The organism is Bradyrhizobium sp. 14AA (genome assembly GCF_054185205.1).
Map to the genome: position 1 here is coordinate 1 of NZ_JAVAYM010000045.1, position 15,828 is coordinate 15,828.

Genomic DNA, 15,828 nt, shown 5'->3' on the forward strand with positions numbered 1-15,828 from the left:
TGAAGGAGGGGCCATCGGTGCAAACCAATTTCGTCGACTGCGATCTCGAGAAGCTGAAGATCGGCCAGAAGGTGAAGGTGGTGTTCAAGCCGACCGACGGCGCCCCGCTGCCGTTCTTCACGCCGGCCTGACGCGCGGGATCACCATTGCAGCCTGGCGGGAACACCCTCAACTGATAACATCGTCACGGCGCAAGTCTGCGATGCTCGCAGCGGAAAGACCCAGTTCCTTCAGGACCTCATCGGTATGCTGGCCGAGCAAGGGCGGCGGCAGACCGGGACTGCGTTCTTCTCCGACGAAAGTGACGGGATGGCCGACGCAGTTCAGACGGCCCGCCGCCGGATGATCATATTGCATGACGAGCGTATCCGCCTTGGTGTGCGGATGTTCCAGGAGCTGAGCGAGCGTATTGATCGGTGAGCAGGGAATGCCGACCTCGTTGAGGACAGCGTTCCAATGGGCAACGGCCCTGGTGGCGATCACCGACTGAACGTGCTGCAGCGTTTCGGCGCGATGCTTGACCCGATCCGCATTGGTCCTGAATTTCGGATCGTCCACGATCGCGTCAAGGCCGGCGACGCCGCAGAACTTGCGCCAGAGATTGTCGTTGGCCACCCCGATCATGATCGGTCCGTCCGCCGCCTCGAAGGCCTGGTATGGGCATAGCGATTCGTGGCTGGAGCCGCATTTGGCAGGCTGCGCCCCCCGCTCCCAGAACGTCTGAAGGTTGTAGCCGAGAAGCCCGAGCGCCGTGTCGAACAGTGACACCTGGATCGAGGCGCCCCTGCCCGTCTTCTCGCGTGCAAACAGGCTGGCCAATATGCCGCTGAAGGCGTGCACGCCCGTCATCTGGTCGATCGGAGAAATGGGGCTGCGGATATGGCCGCCGCCCTCGTCCCCCGTCATGGACATGATGCCGCTGAACGCCTGCAAGATCACGTCGTAGCCCGGCGAGTTCTTGAGCGGTCCCGTCCGGCCAAAGCCCGAGATGCTGCAATGGACCAGCCGGTCATTGAGCGCGCCAAGGCTCGTCGCATCGATGCCCAGCCGTTCAGCGACACCGGTTCCAAAGCTTTCGATGGCGACATCGGCGGATTTCGCAAGCTCGTGCACGAGCTTGCGTCCGCGATCGGACTTCATGTTGATGGCAATGCTTCGCTTGTTCCGATTGGCGCTCAGAAAGACCGTGCCAAGCCCCGGGGCGGGAAACGGTGGCCATCCCCGCGTCTCATCACCCTGCCCCACCGCTTCGACCTTGATGACCTCGGCACCGAGGTCGCCGAGATACTGGGCACAGAGCGGCCCCGCCAAGACCTTCGACAGGTCGAGAACCTTGATACCCTCCAGAGGTTTTGACATGGCTTCTCTCCTCACCGACTAGGTCAGACCGGCCGCCAGCAAGCCGCCCAGATAAGCGGGAAAGCCCGCCTGCGTGACCAGGATGTAGTCCGCAGCCCGGCGCTCCGACTCGTCAAGCTGGGAACGCCAGCCCGCAGCCGCGGCCTCGGCGTCCACCAGACGCGCGCGCAGGAGCTTCTTGCCCCACGTCGTCGGCTCATCGTCATGCCAGTAGAGAGCGCCCGCGACGTGGCCGTCGAATTCGGCATTATGAGGCCGATCAATTCGGAAACCCGCCCGGGCGAATGCCCCGGCGATTTCTTCGCTGCGCTCCGAACGAACACCTAGCGCGTTCGAAATCGCGGCGACAGCGTCCATTATCTTGGGATTCAAGCCCTTCTTCTTCAGTCGCTCATGATCGAGCCTGCCGAGAAACAGCGTTCTGATCATGTTGCGAGGCTCGCGCCGCTGGATCAGCTTCGCAAAGATCTGCATCTCGGTTCGGATGGCGGCATCAAAGGGCAACGGGAATCCCTGCTCCACACAGTCGAGGATAGCGAGTGGCGCCGGATAGTGCCCGAGCGTCTCGACGAGGACTTTCCTGCGCATCTCATCGACAATGGCAGACAGAAGCGGTGCATCCTCGGCGCACCAGCCCGGCCGGTCCCAGGGTTGAACGGCCGCAGGACACGACAGCACCCAGCGTTCCGCGGCCGCCGCTTCCTCGCCGAGCGGCACCACCTCATCCGCGAGACCGCCGGCAACGGAGGCTCCGCCGCCAATCCTCGCGCCTTCGAGCAGCACCGGAAGCGCGGCCTCGATCCCGATCAGGCGCGGCAGGCGCTGGGTTCCACCGCCGCCCGGCAGCAGTCCGACGCGCGACTCCGGCAAGCCAAAGGTCGCTTGCGCGTGGTCGGCAACCACCCTGTGATGCGCCGCGAGCGCGAACTCGCACCCGCCACCCAGTGCGAGGCCGGCGATCGCCACCGCAACCGGCTTGCCAGCCGTCTCGAGCCTGCGCAGGGCATGGCTCAGCCGAAAGAAGCGATCGAAAGCCAGGCGATCGCGTTCGCCGGGGGGCGCCGCCATGATCATGTCGTAGGCCGTCTCGAGCTCGGCCAGATCCGCGCCCGCACAGAACGCTGACGATTTGCCAGAACGAATGACGACGCCGGCCGTCTCGCTTTGCCTGAGGTAATCCGCGAACAGGCCAAGCTCCTCGATCGCTGCGTTCGAGAACACATTCATGGAACGGCCGGGCATGTCGAAAACGAGGTGCAGGACGCCGTTTCCCGATAACTCGATGCGAAACTGCTTCAGCTCCGGGACGATCGTCATCGCTCCCTCTCCCTTTCCGGTACCGTTCATTGGTGTACGATCGCACTTGCCCTGTCGCCGTTTCAGGTTGTATGCCGAAACAAAATACTGTACACTAGCAAACTAAATCAGACAGGACGCGTTTTGACAATGATCGAGCGCACGATATTTCGCGAAGAACATGAGATTTTCCGCCAGACGGTCCGTCGCTTCGTCGAGCGCGAAATCGTGCCCTTTCATGCCAAGTGGGAAGAGGACGGCATCGTCCCGCGCGAGCTCTGGCTGAAGGCGGGAGCCGCCGGCCTGCTCTGCTGCACTGTCCCGGAAGAGTATGGCGGCATGGGGCTTGACTACCTCTTCGACGTCGTGGTGTTCGAGGAACTCTGGCGGGCCGGCGCAAGCGGACCCGGCTTTCTCATCCACACCGACCTGGTCGCCACCTACCTCCTCTCGTTCGGCAGCGAGGCGCAAAAGCGCAAGTGGCTGCCGAAGATGGTGTCAGGAGAAGCGATCGGCTCGCTGGGCATGACGGAACCTCACGCCGGCAGCGATCTCAAAGCCATCCGGACGCGGGCCGTTCGCGAGGGCGACGACTTCATCATCAACGGCCAGAAAGTCTTCATCTCGAACGGCCAGCTCTGCGACTTCATTGTGCTGGCGACCAAGACGGACAGCCAGGCCGGCGCCAAGGGCGTGACCCTGTTCATCGTCGAGAGCAACCGGCCAGGCTTCAAGCGCGGACGAAATCTGGAAAAGCTCGGCATGAGGGCACAAGATACGTCCGAGCTGTTCTTCGACAATATCCGCATTCCCGCCAGCAACATGCTCGGCGCGGAAGGCAGGGGTTTTGCGCAGATGATGACCAAGCTCTCGCAGGAGAGGCTGGCACAGGCCATCCGCTCGGCGACCGTCACCGAGACGGTCATCGATTGGACCTTGCAGTATACCTCCGAACGGAGCGCATTCGGTCAGAAGCTGGCCGATTTCCAGAACACGCAATTCAAGCTGGCCGAGCTCAAGACCAAAGCCACCGTCGCCCGCGTATTTACCGACAAGTGCATTGCCCTGTTCATGGAGGGCAAGCTCGATCCCGTCGATGCCGCGATGGCCAAGATGTTCACGTCAGAGCTGCACTGCGAGACTGTCGACGAATGTCTGCAGCTCTTCGGCGGCTGGGGCTATATGTGGGAATATCCCATCGCCCGGGCCTATGCCGACGCGCGTGTAGTGAAGATCGCTGGCGGCTCGATCGAGATCATGAAGACGATCATCGCCCGCCAGATGTACTCGCAGCGCGGACACGACATTCAGAAGAACGGGTCGGGCTCATAGCCCCCTGCTCTTTCGGCGGCACTGCAAGACCGTCGCCCAATACCAGAACGACAAACGACAAGGGAGATCAGCGTTGAAAGGTCTATCGGGAAAAGTTGCCGTTGTGACCGGGGGCGGACAGGGCATCGGACGAGGACTGACCCTGCGGCTGGCGGAAGAAGGCTGCAAGATCGCGATCTTCGACATCAATCCGCAAGCGGGCGAAGAAACTGCAAAGCTCGCGCCGCAGGCCGTCATCAGGACCTACAGCGTCGATGTGGGAGACGCCGCGTCCGTCAATGATGCGGTCTCCAAGGTCGAGGCCGAGCTCGGACCGATCTGGCTTCTGGTCAACAATGCCGGCTGGGACCGCCCGATGCCTTTCCTGAAGACCGACAAGGAGCTCTGGGACAAGATCATCCGCATCAACCTCTATGGACCGCTGAATACTCACAAGGCGATCGCACCTTTGATGGCCGAGCGCGGCGGCGGACGCATCGTCAATATCGCGTCCGATGCTGCTCGGGTCGGCACCAGCGACGAGGCCGTTTACTCCGCCTGCAAGGGCGGACTGATCTCCTTCACCAAATCTCTGGCGCGCGAACTGGCGCGCAAGAACGTTCTGCTCAACGCCGTCTGTCCGGGCCCGACCAACACGCCGATGATGGCTGCGGTGCTCGGCGAGGGCGAGCACGCGGTCAAGTGGAAGGACGCCATGGTCAGGGGCATCCCGCTCAAGCGAATGGGTGAGCCCGACGACTACGGCGGGATCGTCGCCATGCTGGCTTCTGACGACGGCAAATTCATCACCGGACAGACCATTTCCGTCTCCGGCGGAATGAACATGATCTAACCTGCGCGAGGACAAGCCATGACCGATCCCAAGCAATTCACCGACGTCATCTACGAGGTCCGCGACCGCGCCGCGTGGGTCATTATCAATCGGCCCAAGGTCTACAACGCATTCCGCGCGCGCACGCTGGACGAGCTCATCCAGGCCTTCCAGCTTGCCGGCAACGACCGCAACGTTGCAAGCATCGTGCTCACCGGCGCCGGGGAGAAGGCGTTTTGCACGGGAGGCGATCAATCCGCGCATGAGGGCCAGTATGATGGCCGCGGCGTCGTCGGATTGCCCATTGACGAGATCCAAGGCCTGATCCGCGACGTGCCAAAGCCGGTGATCGCCCGAGTGAACGGCTTTGCCATCGGCGGCGGCAATGTGCTCGCGACGCTGTGCGACCTGACCATTGCCGCAGATCACGCCCAGTTCGGCCAGGTCGGCCCCAAGGTCGGATCGGTCGATGCCGGTTGGGGTACTGCCTTTCTCGCGCGTCATGTCGGTGACAAGAAGGCTCGGGAGATCTGGTTTCTCAATGATCGGTATACGGCCGATCAGGCCCGCGAAATGGGGCTCGTCAACAAGGTCGTCCCCATGGCCCAGCTCGATGCCGCCGTGAAGGATTGGACCGACAAGCTTGCGCAGCGTTCGCCGACGGCGCTTGCTCTCGCCAAGCGTTCGTTCAATGCCGACTCCGACAATATCCGCGGGATCAGCAATTTCGCGCTCCACGCCGTCAAATTGTTCTACGACACCGCGGAATCGAAGGAAGGCGTCGCCGCATTCAACGAAAAGCGCGATCCGGATTTCCACAAGTTCGCGCGCTGAGCGGTCGCCATGGCCCCCCACAAGGTCATCATCTCCTGCGCGGTCACGGGATCGATCCACACGCCCTCGATGTCACCGCACCTGCCGGTGACGCCGGCGGAGATCGCCGAGTCCGCGCTGGGCGCCGCGGCAGCCGGGGCTGCGATCGTGCATCTGCACGCGCGCAACCCGGTTGACGGACGGCCGGATCAATCGCCGGAAGCCTTCGAACCCTTCCTGCGCGTGATCAAGCAAAGCTCAAACGTCGTTGTGAACCTAACGACCGGCGGGTCGCCCTATATGACCGTGGAGGAGCGCGTACGTCCGGCAGCGACATGGAAGCCCGAGGTTGCGAGCCTGAACATGGGGTCGATGAATTTCGGCCTGTTCCCGATGCTGAAGCGCTACAAGTCGTTCAAGCACGACTGGGAGCCGCAGATGCTGGAGGGCTCGCACGACCTCGTCTTCCGGAACTCCTTCAAGGACATCCGTTACGCGTTGGAGACGTTGAACAGCTCCGGTGCGCGCTACGAATTCGAATGCTACGACACCAGCCATCTCTACAATCTGCATTATTTCTGGATCGAGGGATTGGTGAAGGCCCCGCTCTTCATCCAGACTTGCTTCGGATTGCTAGGTGGCATCGGCCCGCATCCAGACGATGTCATGCACATGAAGCGGACGGCCGATCGGCTGTTCGGCGACAACTATCGCTGGTCTGTGCTGGGCGCCGGTCGCGCGCAGATGCCGGTTGCCGCGATGGCGGCATCGATGGGCGGCAATGTCCGCGTGGGGCTCGAAGACAGTCTCTGGATTGGCGCCGGCCGCCTCGCTGAGACAAACGCGTCGCAAGTGACGCAGGTCCGCAAGATCGTCGAGGGCCTCGGGCTCGAGATCGCAAGTCCCGATGAAGCACGTGAAATCCTCCAGCTCAAGGGCGGCGACAAGGTCGCTTTTTGAGGCTCAACCTACGGCTTGACCAATATGCTGCAAAATCGCCCGGTGTTCGACGAAGAACATGCCCTCCTGCGCGAAAGTGTCCGCCGCTTCTGCGCGGCAAGGATCGAGCCGCGCTTCCAGGAATGGGAGAAGGCCGGGATCATCGACCGTGCCCTCTGGCCGGCCGCCGGCGATGCCGGCCTGCTCTGCCCTCAGGTGCCCGAGCAGTACGGCGGCATCGGCGGCGACTTCCGTCACAACGCAATCGTCATCGAAGAGCTCGCCTACTCGGGCTTCGCGGGGCCGGCGACCGACTTCTCAGTGCACAACGATGTCTGCTGCGGCTACCTCCTGAGCTACGGCACGGAGGAGCAGAAGAAGAAGTGGCTGCCGCGCATGGTCGCGGGCGAGACCGTGTGCGCGATCGCCATGACCGAGCCGGGAACCGGCAGCGACCTTCAGGGCATTCGCACACGCGCGATCCGTGAAGGGAACGAGTACGTGATCTCGGGTCAGAAAACCTTCATCTCGAACGGCCAGATGTGCGATCTCGTCATCGCTGTGACCCGCACCAATCCGGACGGCGGATCGCGCGGCATGAGCCTGATACTCGTCGAGACCGACCGCGCCGGCTTCCGCCATGGCCGCAATCTCGACAAGCTCGGCCACCTCTCGTCCGATACGTCGGAGCTGTTCTTCGATCAAGTCCGCGTCCCCGTCACGGACTTGCTGGGATCGGAAGGCGGCGCAATGACTGCGCTGATGAGCGAACTGCCGCAGGAGCGCCTGACCATCGCACTCCACTCGATCGCATCCGCTCAAAAGGCTTTCGATATCACCAAGACCTATGTGCAGGAGCGCAAGGCCTTCGGGCAGACGATCGGCACCTTTCAGAACACGCGGTTCAAGCTGGCTGACCTCAAGTCTGATCTTGCTGTCGGCTGGGCCTATGTCGATCAGTGCCTCAGCCAGCATATCCGCGGTGAGCTGACCACCTACGCCGCATCAACGGCAAAGCTCTGGGTCACGGAGATGCATGGGCGTCTCGTCGATCAGTGCCTGCAGTTTTTTGGCGGTTATGGCTTCATGCGGGAGTACGAGATTTGCCGCCTCTTCGCGGACGCCCGGGTGCTCCGCATTTATGGCGGAACGTCCGAGATCATGCGGGAATTGATCTCGCGAAACCTCTGATGCTCGCTCTGGCCCGCGCGTTCGGCGCGGGTCAATAGCTCTTCGGCAGGTCGAGCACCTTCTCGGCGATGAAGCTCAGCATGAGCTGCTCAGTGATCGGTGCAAGCCGCGTGATCGAGACTTCGCGGAACAGCCGTTCGACGTGATATTCCTTGGCATAGCCGAAACCGCCATGGGTCATGATCGCCTGCCAAGCGGCATCATGACCGGCCCGCGCGCCGAGGAACTTCGCGCTATTGGCCTCGGCGCCGCAGGGCTTGCCGGCATCATAGAGCCAGGCCGCGCGCATGGCCATCAGCCAAGCCGACTCCAGGTACATCCATTTCTCGGCCAACGGATGCTGGATCCCCTGGTTCTGGCCGATCGGACGATCGAACACGACGCGCTCCCTGGCGTACTGCGTCGCGCGGCGTAGGGCATCCTGGCCAATCCCAATGGCTTCGACCGCGATTAGGATACGCTCGGGATTGAGACTGTGCAGGATATAGGAAAAGCCCTTGCCCTCCTCGCCGATCCTGTCCTCTTCCGGGATGAAGAGACCGTCGATGAAGATGGCGTTGGAATCCACCGCCTTGCGCCCCATTTTCGGGATTCGGCGCACCTCGATCTTGGAACGGTCGAGATTGGTGTAGAAGATGGTGATGCCGTCGGTCGGTCGCTTGCAGTCCTCGAACTTCGTGGTCCGCGTCAGCAGCATGATCTTGTTTGCGACCTGCGCGGTCGAGGTCCAGACCTTCTGCCCATTCACGCGATATCCGCCCGGGACCTTCTCCGCGAAGGTCTTGATGCGGGTCGTGTTCAGCCCGGCATCCGGCTCGGTGAAGCCGAAGCAGCACTGGTCCTCGCCCGAGACCAGCCGCGGCACCCAGCGGCGCTTCTGATCATCCGTTCCCTTGACGACGATCGGGTGCGGCCCGAACAGGTTGATGTGGACCGCCGATGCCGAGGTCATGCCGCCCCCATGGCTTGCCACCTCATGCATCATGATCGCGGCCTCGGTGACGCCGAGGCCGGCGCCCCCATACTCCTCGGGCATGGTGATGCCGAGCCAGCCGGCCTCCGCCATGGCGCGATGGAATTCACGCGGAAACTCGCCGTCATCGTCGCGCGCCAGCCAGTATTCGTCGTCGAAGCGGGTGACGACCGCGCGCACGCCTTCGCGAATTGCAGCGTGATCCTCGGGCACGTCGAGTTGGTTCGCGAACGATCTATCCATTCGAGTTGCCCTCCCCGACCGATGCCAAGGTTCGTCGTGCCGCGACCAGATGCGGAATGTCGTACATCTTCCCGTCGATCCCGACGGTCCCGACGTCCGGTGCGGCGGCGAACGCGGCGACGACCCGGCGCGCATGCGCAAGATCGTCCTCCGACGGGGTGAAACAGGCATTGATGGTCGCGACCTGATCCGGATGAATTGCGATCCGGCCGACGAACCCGTCCCGACGCGCGATCCTGCAGCTTTCGGCCAATCCCTGCTGGTCGCGGAAATCCACATACAGGGTTTCGAGCGCGGCAGCACCGGCGGCGCCGGCGGCGAACAGGCACTGCGCGCGCGCCACCTGGTAGGGAAATGTCCAGCTGCCGTCGGGCTCCCGAGGCGTCAGCGCACCGAGCGCGGCGCTCAGATCCTCTCCGCCCCAGGTCATTGCGACCAGGCGCTTGTTGTTCCGGGCATAGCCGTTGAATCCGATCATGGCGGCCGGCGTTTCGGTCGCCACCACCAGAAGCTTGACGTGGCCGGGCGCAACGCCAGCAGCCACCTCGAGCACGTCGACATAGTGCGAGACCAACTCAACGTCTTCGATGCCGTTGACCTTGGGGATCAGAATTCCGTCGAGCCCCGGGCGGATCACCGCCGCCAGATCCTCCAGGGTGAGATTGGTGCCGAATGGATTGATCCGGACCAGGAACGACCAGTCTCCGGTTCGGCCGCCCAACATATCTTTGACCGCATCCCGGGCCAACGCCTTGCGGCCGGGCGCGACCGAGTCCTCGAGATCAAGGATCAGCGCGTCCGCGCCGACGCCGCTTGCCTTGGCGAACTTGCGTTCGCTGTCGGCCGGCACGAAGAGCAGCGATCGCAATTTCATGCCGGCCTCCTCATCATCAATGCGTTCCTGCGGCAGTAGACCACCTCTTCACCGCGCTGATTGAATCCGCGATGCTCGAACGTCACGATACCCTGCGTCGGGCGCGACTTGCTCTCGCGGACGGCGACGACCTTGGTCTCGGCGCGCAGCGTATCGCCGCCAAACACCGGACGGGGAAATTTCGTGTCCTCCATGCCAAGATTGCCGACAGTGGTTCCCAGCGTCGTATCCTGGACCGACAAGCCGATGATGAGGCCGAGAGTGAAGATCGAATTCATCAAGGGTTTCCCGAACTCGGTGCCCCTGGCATAATCGTGATCGATGTGAATCGCGGCCGGATTGTAAGTCAGCGACGAGAACAAGATATTATCCATGTCCGTCACGGTGCGATGGATCTCGTGGACGAACGTCTGCCCGACCGAAAATTGCTCGAAGTAGAGCCCCGCCATGCTAGCCTCTTGTTGTATGTTGCAGGGGTTCGGCCGCCTGAGGCGCCGAAACTTCCTTGATGCGTTCTTGTCTCCCGCCCCTTTCTACCGTATAGCCATATCGTACACAAGCGTACTAAATGCGAGGATCGCGCATGGCCATTCGTGAAAACCGACAGGTCAGGCTCGTGACCCGGCCGCGTGGCATACCGCAACCCGAACACTTCTCCCTGGTGACGGAGGCGGTCGCCACTCCGGGCGAAGGCGAGATGCTGATCGAAAATCGCTTTCTCTCCGTCGATCCCGCGCAGCGCGGATGGGCCAATGACGAGGGCAACTACAGTGCGCCGGTGCCGCTGAACACGCCGATGCGCGCGCTCGCCGTCGGCGAAATTCTGGAGAGCAATGTGCCGGGCTTCCGGGCCGGCGAGTTCGTCTATGGATGGTTCGGTTGGCAGCGCTACTGCGTCGCGAAGTCCGATGCCGTGATGCGTCGCGTCGTTCCATCCGCACTCCCCCTCAGCGCCAATCTGAGCCTCCTCGGCATTAACGGTCTCACCGCCTATCTTGCGTTCCACGGCCTGGGCAATCCCAAACCCGGCGAGCATGTCCTCGTCTCGACGGCCGCCGGCAGCGTTGGGAGTTTTGTCGGCCAGCTGGCGCGGATCGCCGGTTGTCGCGCCGTCGGGCTCACCAGTTCCGCCGACAAGATCGCGCAAGCCAAGGCCCGCTACGGCTATCAGGGGATGATCAACTATCGCGAGGCGGCGGGCCTTGGCGCTGCAATCCGCGCAGCCTGCCCGGACGGCAATGATATCTTCTTCGACAACGCCGGCGGTCCGATCGCCGACGCCGCCATGCGTACGATGCGGCTGCATGGCCGCGTCATTCAGTGCGGTACGGCTGCGAACGCATCCTGGACCGCCGTCCCGACCGGTCCGCGGCCCGAGCGCGAAATCCTGACGCGACGGCTACGCTGGTCCGGCTTCATCATCTTCGATCATGCCGCCGAGTTCGAGACGGCCGCGGCACGCCTTGCCGAGTTCGCGTTTGCCGGCAAAATCATCCACGATGAGGAAATCCTGCCGGGCCTGGAGCACGCGCCCGGCGCGATAGCGCGTCTCTATCGCGGGGAGAACAACGGAAAGCTGATCATCGCGGTCGACTGAGCGACGCCGTCACGCGCTGGCCTTTCGGTTCATCACCTCGGGCAGTCTCGCGCGATGGAAGCCTTCGAAGGGAGCACTGCGGCTGTGCGGCTCGAGCTTCCAGGTGGTTCGCGCATTTGGCGTTCCGCCATCGACGCGAATGCAGGAGCCGGTGATGTAGGCAGCCGCCGGCGACAGCAGATAGGTGATGGCAGCCGATATCTCTGCCTCGGTTCCGAAACGCTGCAGCGGGACACGTTCGGTGAAGTCGTGAAGCTTCTTCTGCATTTCCGGCGTATAGGTGTCAAAGCCGCTCGATACGATGCCGCCTGGCGCAACCGCATTCACGCGAACGCCAGCGGAGGACCATTCGCAGGCAGCCGTTTCCGTCAAGGTCAGCATGCCGCCGCGCGCTGCGGCCGAATGGCCGAATTCGGGCCAGCCATGCCAGATGTCCGCGATGATGTTCACGATCGCACCACCATTGGCCTCCATCCAGCGGTTGTAGACCTCGCGCATGAAAATGAAGCCGCCCGTCAGATTGTTGCGCACGACAGCCTCGAAGCCCTTGGTCGAGATCGACTTGAGCGGCGCCCGGAACTGACCGCCGGCATTGTTGACCAGGCCGTCGATCCGGCCATAGCGCGCGAGCACCGCGTCGACTGCGGCAACGACCATGGTTTCGTCGCGGATGTCGCAGGCGTGGCTCATCGCTTGGCCGCCGTCCTCCTCGATCTCGTGCTGGACTTCGACGAGCTTATCCACCGTTCTGCCGAGGATCGCGACGTTCGCACCAAGCGCGGCCAATTCGTGTGCGGTGCAGCGCCCGATGCCGCTGCCACCGCCGGTCACGATGATCGTCTGCCCCCTGAACAGATCCGGCCTGAACACGGATTGGTATGGCATTGCATGGCTCCCTGCAATCTTGTCGCGGGCGATGCAGCCTGTCTCTACGGAAGCCGCGACGCGCATTGCGCCGAATAATAGTACGCTATATTACTAATGTCACCACAGACATTGAGCGATGGGAGGAGCAACCATGCGGCAACCGAGCACCATCACCGTCGAGACTCAAGGTGCGATCGACATCCTGACCTTGGACCGCCCCGCCCAGCTCAACGCCGTGTCCCCCGATATGGTCTCGGAGTTGACGGAGTACTTCTCCGAGCTCCACGACCGGCCGACGACGCGGGTCGTGATCCTGCGTGGCAACGGACCTGCGTTCTCCGCCGGCGCCGAACTCGGATCGGATGCCTTTGCCGCCCCCGGCAAGGGCCGGCCGCAACGCCAGCTCAAGATGCAGCAGAGCTACTCCGGCGTGATCCGTCTGATGCGCACCTGCCCGCAGCCGATCGTCGGTCTGGTCCATGGCGCAGCGTGCGGCGCCGGCTTCTCCTTCGTACTCGCCTGTGACGTCCGCTTCGCAACACCCGACGCGCGAATGAATGCGGCCTATATCCGTGTCGGCGTCGGCGGATGCGACATGGGCTCGGGCTATCTATTGCCGAGGCTGGTCGGCCTGTCTGTCGCCTCCGAATTCTTGCTGACCGGCCGCTTCCTCAAGGCCGAGCGGGCCAAGGCCGTCGGTCTCGTCAGCGACATCGTCCCTGCCGACGACCTGCTCACAAGAGGGATGGAATTTGCATCGGAGATGTTGCGGACATCTCCGATGGGGCTACGAATGACCAAGCAGGCGCTCAACATGCTCATCGACGCCCCAAGCCTCGATGCGGCGCTGATGATGGAGGACCGCCAGCAGGTCATCCTCCTGGAGACGCATGACCACAGGGAAGCCGTCGCCGCGTTTCGCGAGCGACGGGATCCGGGCTATTCCGACCAATGACCTACGCTTTGTTGGCGAAGGCTGCGGCGGCTTCACGCAGCTTGAACTTCTGTATCTTGCCGCTGGCGGTGCGGGGAAGCTCGGCCACGATCTCGACGTGCTCGGGCCAGAATTGCTTCGCCATCTTGGCGTCGCTGAGATAGGCCTGCACCGCCGCCAGATCGATCGTGCTTCCGCCGCGGGGAACGATAAACGCACAACCTCGTTCGCCGAGCCGCGCATCCGGAAAGCCGACGATGGCGACCGCGGCAACCGCCGGATGCTTGTAGAGCAAATTCTCGATCTCGACGACCGGAACGTTCTCTCCACCCCTGATCAGGATGTCCTTCACCCGTCCCGAGATCCGGATATAGCCATCCGCGTCCATGTAGGCGAGATCGCCGGAATCGAACCATCCTTCGCCATCGAAGGTCTGCAGTTCCGGACGCTTGTAGTAGCCCTTGAACATCTGCGCACCGCGAACGAGCAGTCGGCCCGATTGTCCCACTGGCGCCGGACGGCCCTCGTCGTCCACGATCCTGACTTCCATTCCTTCGAGGGAGCGGCCATCCGTGCTGGCCGACTTTTCCCCGGCACGTGCTGGCTCGGTCAGCGTGCCCGACAGGACTTCCGTCATGCCCCAGAGCGAGCAAACGTTGAGAGCGAGCTCATTCGCCGCCCGCTCGATCAGAACTGACGGAATTGGTGCGCCGCCGCACAGGAAAGAACGAAGACTGCTGGGCTGAGGAGCTCCTGCCTTCACGGCGTCGCAGATATCACTGAGGAATGGCGTCGATGCGGCAGTATATGTGACGCCTTCGCGGGCCATCAAACCGACGCCGCGTTTGGCCTCCCAAATGTCCTGAAGGATCATTGTTCCCCCGAGATAGACTGAAAGCAGAACGATCGCGGCGTAACCGGTCATGTGGCCGACGGGAGACGCCACCAGCAGGACATCGCTTGAATCGAGCCCGAACCTTCCCGACAGCGCCTTGCAACAGGCAATCAGCGAGTTCGAGGTGTGCATGACGCCTTTGGGTTCACCGGTCGTGCCCGAAGTGAACATCAGCACCGACATGTCGTCGGGGTGCGGGCCGGGCGGGAGCTCGCCTGGTGGGGAGGACAACAGCATCCGGTCGAAGCTGGCATCACCCTCGCCGTCAACCACGATCACGTGCTTGAGGTGCGGAAGCTCCGCGCGCATTCCACCCGCCATCGCGGCGTAGTCGAAGCCCCGATAGCCCTTGGGAACGATGAAGACCTTCGCCTCACAGAAGTTCAAGATGTAGAGCAGCTCGCGTTCCCTCAGGATCGGCATCACCGGGTTCATCACGGCGCCGATCTTGCTGCATGCAAAGGCGGTAACGACGAACTCCCACCAATTGGGCAGTTGCACCGTGACGACGTCGCCGCACCCGACGCCGAGCCGCAGCAGCGAACTCGCGGCGCGATCGGCGAGATCCTGGAGCTGCCTGTAAGTGAAGCGGGGCGCCTGCTCGCGATCCGCGCGGTCGGCGACGATGGCGACCTTCTCGGGCGTCTTCGCCGCGGCCTCGGTCAGAAGCTGATCGACGGTCTTGTCCAGCCAATAGCCAGCCTCACGAAAGCTGGCCCTTCCAGCGGTTGCCACGCTCATGGATCCCTCCTGAACTATCACAGTCCGACCTCGCCGCCGGATCATTTTCGTTTATGTGTGTACCTTACTGCAGAGTATGATTTGTCGCCAATGGTCCAGATTGTCGCCTCGCGCGGGCGCCGATCATTTTCCGAGGAACACCGGCTTCCGCTTCTCGACGAACGCCTTGGCGCCTTCACGGGCGTCGACCGTTTGCGAAATTGCAGCGAGGGTCTGCGCCTCCTCCTCGAGCTGGCTTTCGAACGGTCGATCGGGCGTCTGGCTGAACAGCCGCTTGATCGCACCGAACGCCTCGGTGGGACCGCCGGCGAACTCCTTCGCGATCCTTGCAGCCTCGGGTTGGACGGCGCTGTCCGGCACCACGAAATCGACAAGGCCCAGCGACAACGCCGTTTTGGCGTCGAGAGTCTCGCCAAGCAGGAAAAAGCGTCTTGCGCGCGCGACGCCGATGCGGCGCGTGACGGTCGTGGTCGAGCCGCTGTCGGGGCTGAATCCGATTTTGGAGAACGCCGCCGAAATCCGCGCAGATTCCGCCATCACGACGAGGTCCGCGGCAGCCATCAGGGACACGCTGCCGCCGGCGACATTGTCGTGAACGGCCGCAACGACCGGCGCCCGCATGCGAACCATCCTCGCGATCGCCGCGTGCAGGTCGGCCGTCCACGCCTTGATCGTCCTTGGCAGGGCGTCTCCCTGCTTGACCAGCGACATCAGATCGCCGCCGACGCTGAACAATCGTCCGCGTGCCGAGATCAACACCGCCCGCACGTCGTCGCGCTCGCTCAACTCGGCGATGCACAGGCCGAACTCGCGACAGAATTCCCCGTCGATCGGGTTGCCGCGCTCGGGCTGGTTCAGCACGATATGAGCGATGCTGTCGTCGATGCTGCATTCGAAGCTCTTCGTCGCTACGGCCAATCCCATCGGCGTCACTCCCTTCGTCGCTGCAAGCTGCGCCTACAT

At 62.9% G+C, this 15,828-nt stretch carries 15 protein-coding genes and 1 pseudogene; 8 read left to right on the top strand and 8 right to left on the bottom strand.

Going from position 1 to position 15,828, the window contains the following annotated elements; genetic code table 11:
- Nucleotides 1-131 (top strand): annotated as a pseudogene (locus RAD15_RS41420) (DNA-binding protein); the annotation flags it as partial.
- A 37-nt stretch (nucleotides 132-168) separates the two neighbouring features.
- Here the strand turns inward: RAD15_RS41420 and RAD15_RS41425 are convergent.
- Nucleotides 169-1,359, bottom strand: coding sequence for a CaiB/BaiF CoA transferase family protein (locus RAD15_RS41425; protein ID WP_458184465.1), 1,191 nt, complete (start codon nucleotides 1,357-1,359; stop codon nucleotides 169-171).
- Between the two features lie 18 nt (nucleotides 1,360-1,377).
- Nucleotides 1,378-2,676 carry an enoyl-CoA hydratase-related protein gene (locus RAD15_RS41430; RefSeq protein WP_458184466.1) on the bottom strand — a complete coding sequence of 433 codons (1,299 nt, stop codon included), beginning with the start codon at nucleotides 2,674-2,676 and terminating at the stop codon, nucleotides 1,378-1,380.
- A 129-nt stretch (nucleotides 2,677-2,805) separates the two neighbouring features.
- On the opposite strand from RAD15_RS41430, the gene RAD15_RS41435 reads away from it, so the two are divergent.
- From RAD15_RS41435 to RAD15_RS41455, 5 genes are all read left to right on the top strand, one after another.
- The gene (locus RAD15_RS41435) at nucleotides 2,806-3,987 is read left to right on the top strand and encodes an acyl-CoA dehydrogenase family protein (RefSeq protein WP_458184467.1); all 1,182 of its coding nucleotides are present in this window, start codon (nucleotides 2,806-2,808) and stop codon (nucleotides 3,985-3,987) included.
- 73 nt (nucleotides 3,988-4,060) lie between these two features.
- Nucleotides 4,061-4,819 carry an SDR family oxidoreductase gene (locus RAD15_RS41440; RefSeq protein WP_458184468.1) on the top strand — a complete coding sequence of 253 codons (759 nt, stop codon included), beginning with the start codon at nucleotides 4,061-4,063 and terminating at the stop codon, nucleotides 4,817-4,819.
- A gap of 18 nt (nucleotides 4,820-4,837) precedes the next feature.
- The gene (locus RAD15_RS41445) at nucleotides 4,838-5,632 is read left to right on the top strand and encodes an enoyl-CoA hydratase-related protein (RefSeq protein ID WP_458184469.1); all 795 of its coding nucleotides are present in this window, start codon (nucleotides 4,838-4,840) and stop codon (nucleotides 5,630-5,632) included.
- A gap of 9 nt (nucleotides 5,633-5,641) precedes the next feature.
- A complete protein-coding gene (locus tag RAD15_RS41450; protein ID WP_458184470.1) occupies nucleotides 5,642-6,571 on the top strand; it encodes a 3-keto-5-aminohexanoate cleavage protein in 930 nt (309 codons plus the stop codon).
- Between the two features lie 24 nt (nucleotides 6,572-6,595).
- A complete protein-coding gene (locus RAD15_RS41455) occupies nucleotides 6,596-7,741 on the top strand; it encodes an acyl-CoA dehydrogenase family protein (protein WP_458184471.1) in 1,146 nt (381 codons plus the stop codon).
- A 31-nt stretch (nucleotides 7,742-7,772) separates the two neighbouring features.
- Here RAD15_RS41455 and RAD15_RS41460 read toward each other — a convergent pair whose 3' ends face one another.
- From RAD15_RS41460 to RAD15_RS41470, 3 genes are read right to left on the bottom strand one after another with little or no spacing between them, the layout of a single operon-like run.
- Nucleotides 7,773-8,957, bottom strand: coding sequence for an acyl-CoA dehydrogenase family protein (locus tag RAD15_RS41460; RefSeq protein ID WP_458184472.1), 1,185 nt, complete (start codon nucleotides 8,955-8,957; stop codon nucleotides 7,773-7,775).
- On the bottom strand, nucleotides 8,950-9,831 hold the full coding sequence (locus RAD15_RS41465; protein WP_458184473.1) for an HpcH/HpaI aldolase/citrate lyase family protein: 882 nt from the start codon (nucleotides 9,829-9,831) through the stop codon (nucleotides 8,950-8,952). The genes RAD15_RS41460 and RAD15_RS41465 overlap by 8 nt, the downstream gene beginning before the upstream one ends.
- Nucleotides 9,828-10,280, bottom strand: a complete 453-nt coding sequence (locus RAD15_RS41470) for a MaoC family dehydratase (RefSeq protein WP_458184474.1) — start codon at nucleotides 10,278-10,280, stop codon at nucleotides 9,828-9,830. Before RAD15_RS41470 ends, RAD15_RS41465 begins: the two co-directional genes overlap by 4 nt.
- A 134-nt stretch (nucleotides 10,281-10,414) precedes the next feature.
- On the opposite strand from RAD15_RS41470, the gene RAD15_RS41475 reads away from it, so the two are divergent.
- Nucleotides 10,415-11,428, top strand: a complete 1,014-nt coding sequence (locus RAD15_RS41475; protein ID WP_458184475.1) for an NADP-dependent oxidoreductase — start codon at nucleotides 10,415-10,417, stop codon at nucleotides 11,426-11,428.
- Between the two features lie 9 nt (nucleotides 11,429-11,437).
- On the opposite strand, the gene RAD15_RS41480 is transcribed toward RAD15_RS41475, so the two are convergent.
- Complete coding sequence (locus tag RAD15_RS41480) at nucleotides 11,438-12,313, bottom strand: SDR family oxidoreductase (RefSeq protein ID WP_458184476.1); 876 nt, start codon at nucleotides 12,311-12,313, stop codon at nucleotides 11,438-11,440.
- Between the two features lie 133 nt (nucleotides 12,314-12,446).
- Here RAD15_RS41480 and RAD15_RS41485 point away from each other — a divergent pair, with 133 nt between their 5' ends.
- A complete protein-coding gene (locus RAD15_RS41485; RefSeq protein WP_458184477.1) occupies nucleotides 12,447-13,250 on the top strand; it encodes an enoyl-CoA hydratase/isomerase family protein in 804 nt (267 codons plus the stop codon).
- Nucleotide 13,251: 1 nt separating this feature from the next.
- Here RAD15_RS41485 and RAD15_RS41490 read toward each other — a convergent pair whose 3' ends face one another.
- Together RAD15_RS41490 and RAD15_RS41495 are read right to left on the bottom strand one after the other, a co-directional pair.
- Nucleotides 13,252-14,865, bottom strand: coding sequence for an AMP-binding protein (locus RAD15_RS41490; protein WP_458184478.1), 1,614 nt, complete (start codon nucleotides 14,863-14,865; stop codon nucleotides 13,252-13,254).
- A gap of 123 nt (nucleotides 14,866-14,988) precedes the next feature.
- Nucleotides 14,989-15,789: an enoyl-CoA hydratase/isomerase family protein gene (locus RAD15_RS41495; RefSeq protein WP_458184479.1), complete on the bottom strand. Its 801-nt coding sequence runs from the start codon at nucleotides 15,787-15,789 to the stop codon at nucleotides 14,989-14,991.
- Nucleotides 15,790-15,828: the final 39 nt, after the last annotated feature.

What these genes read in the sequence shown, in the direction of transcription:
- RAD15_RS41425 (WP_458184465.1), bottom strand. Translation starts at nt 1,359, where the DNA reads ATGTCAAAACCTCTGGAGGGTATCAAGGTTCTCGACCTGTCGAAGGTC.
- RAD15_RS41430 (WP_458184466.1), bottom strand. Translation starts at nt 2,676, where the DNA reads ATGACGATCGTCCCGGAGCTGAAGCAGTTTCGCATCGAGTTATCGGGA.
- RAD15_RS41435 (WP_458184467.1), top strand. Translation starts at nt 2,806, where the DNA reads ATGATCGAGCGCACGATATTTCGCGAAGAACATGAGATTTTCCGCCAG.
- RAD15_RS41445 (WP_458184469.1), top strand. Translation starts at nt 4,838, where the DNA reads ATGACCGATCCCAAGCAATTCACCGACGTCATCTACGAGGTCCGCGAC.
- RAD15_RS41450 (WP_458184470.1), top strand. Translation starts at nt 5,642, where the DNA reads ATGGCCCCCCACAAGGTCATCATCTCCTGCGCGGTCACGGGATCGATC.
- RAD15_RS41455 (WP_458184471.1), top strand. Translation starts at nt 6,596, where the DNA reads ATGCTGCAAAATCGCCCGGTGTTCGACGAAGAACATGCCCTCCTGCGC.
- RAD15_RS41460 (WP_458184472.1), bottom strand. Translation starts at nt 8,957, where the DNA reads ATGGATAGATCGTTCGCGAACCAACTCGACGTGCCCGAGGATCACGCT.
- RAD15_RS41465 (WP_458184473.1), bottom strand. Translation starts at nt 9,831, where the DNA reads ATGAAATTGCGATCGCTGCTCTTCGTGCCGGCCGACAGCGAACGCAAG.
- RAD15_RS41470 (WP_458184474.1), bottom strand. Translation starts at nt 10,280, where the DNA reads ATGGCGGGGCTCTACTTCGAGCAATTTTCGGTCGGGCAGACGTTCGTC.
- RAD15_RS41475 (WP_458184475.1), top strand. Translation starts at nt 10,415, where the DNA reads ATGGCCATTCGTGAAAACCGACAGGTCAGGCTCGTGACCCGGCCGCGT.
- RAD15_RS41480 (WP_458184476.1), bottom strand. Translation starts at nt 12,313, where the DNA reads ATGCCATACCAATCCGTGTTCAGGCCGGATCTGTTCAGGGGGCAGACG.
- RAD15_RS41485 (WP_458184477.1), top strand. Translation starts at nt 12,447, where the DNA reads ATGCGGCAACCGAGCACCATCACCGTCGAGACTCAAGGTGCGATCGAC.
- RAD15_RS41490 (WP_458184478.1), bottom strand. Translation starts at nt 14,865, where the DNA reads ATGAGCGTGGCAACCGCTGGAAGGGCCAGCTTTCGTGAGGCTGGCTAT.
- RAD15_RS41495 (WP_458184479.1), bottom strand. Translation starts at nt 15,789, where the DNA reads ATGGGATTGGCCGTAGCGACGAAGAGCTTCGAATGCAGCATCGACGAC.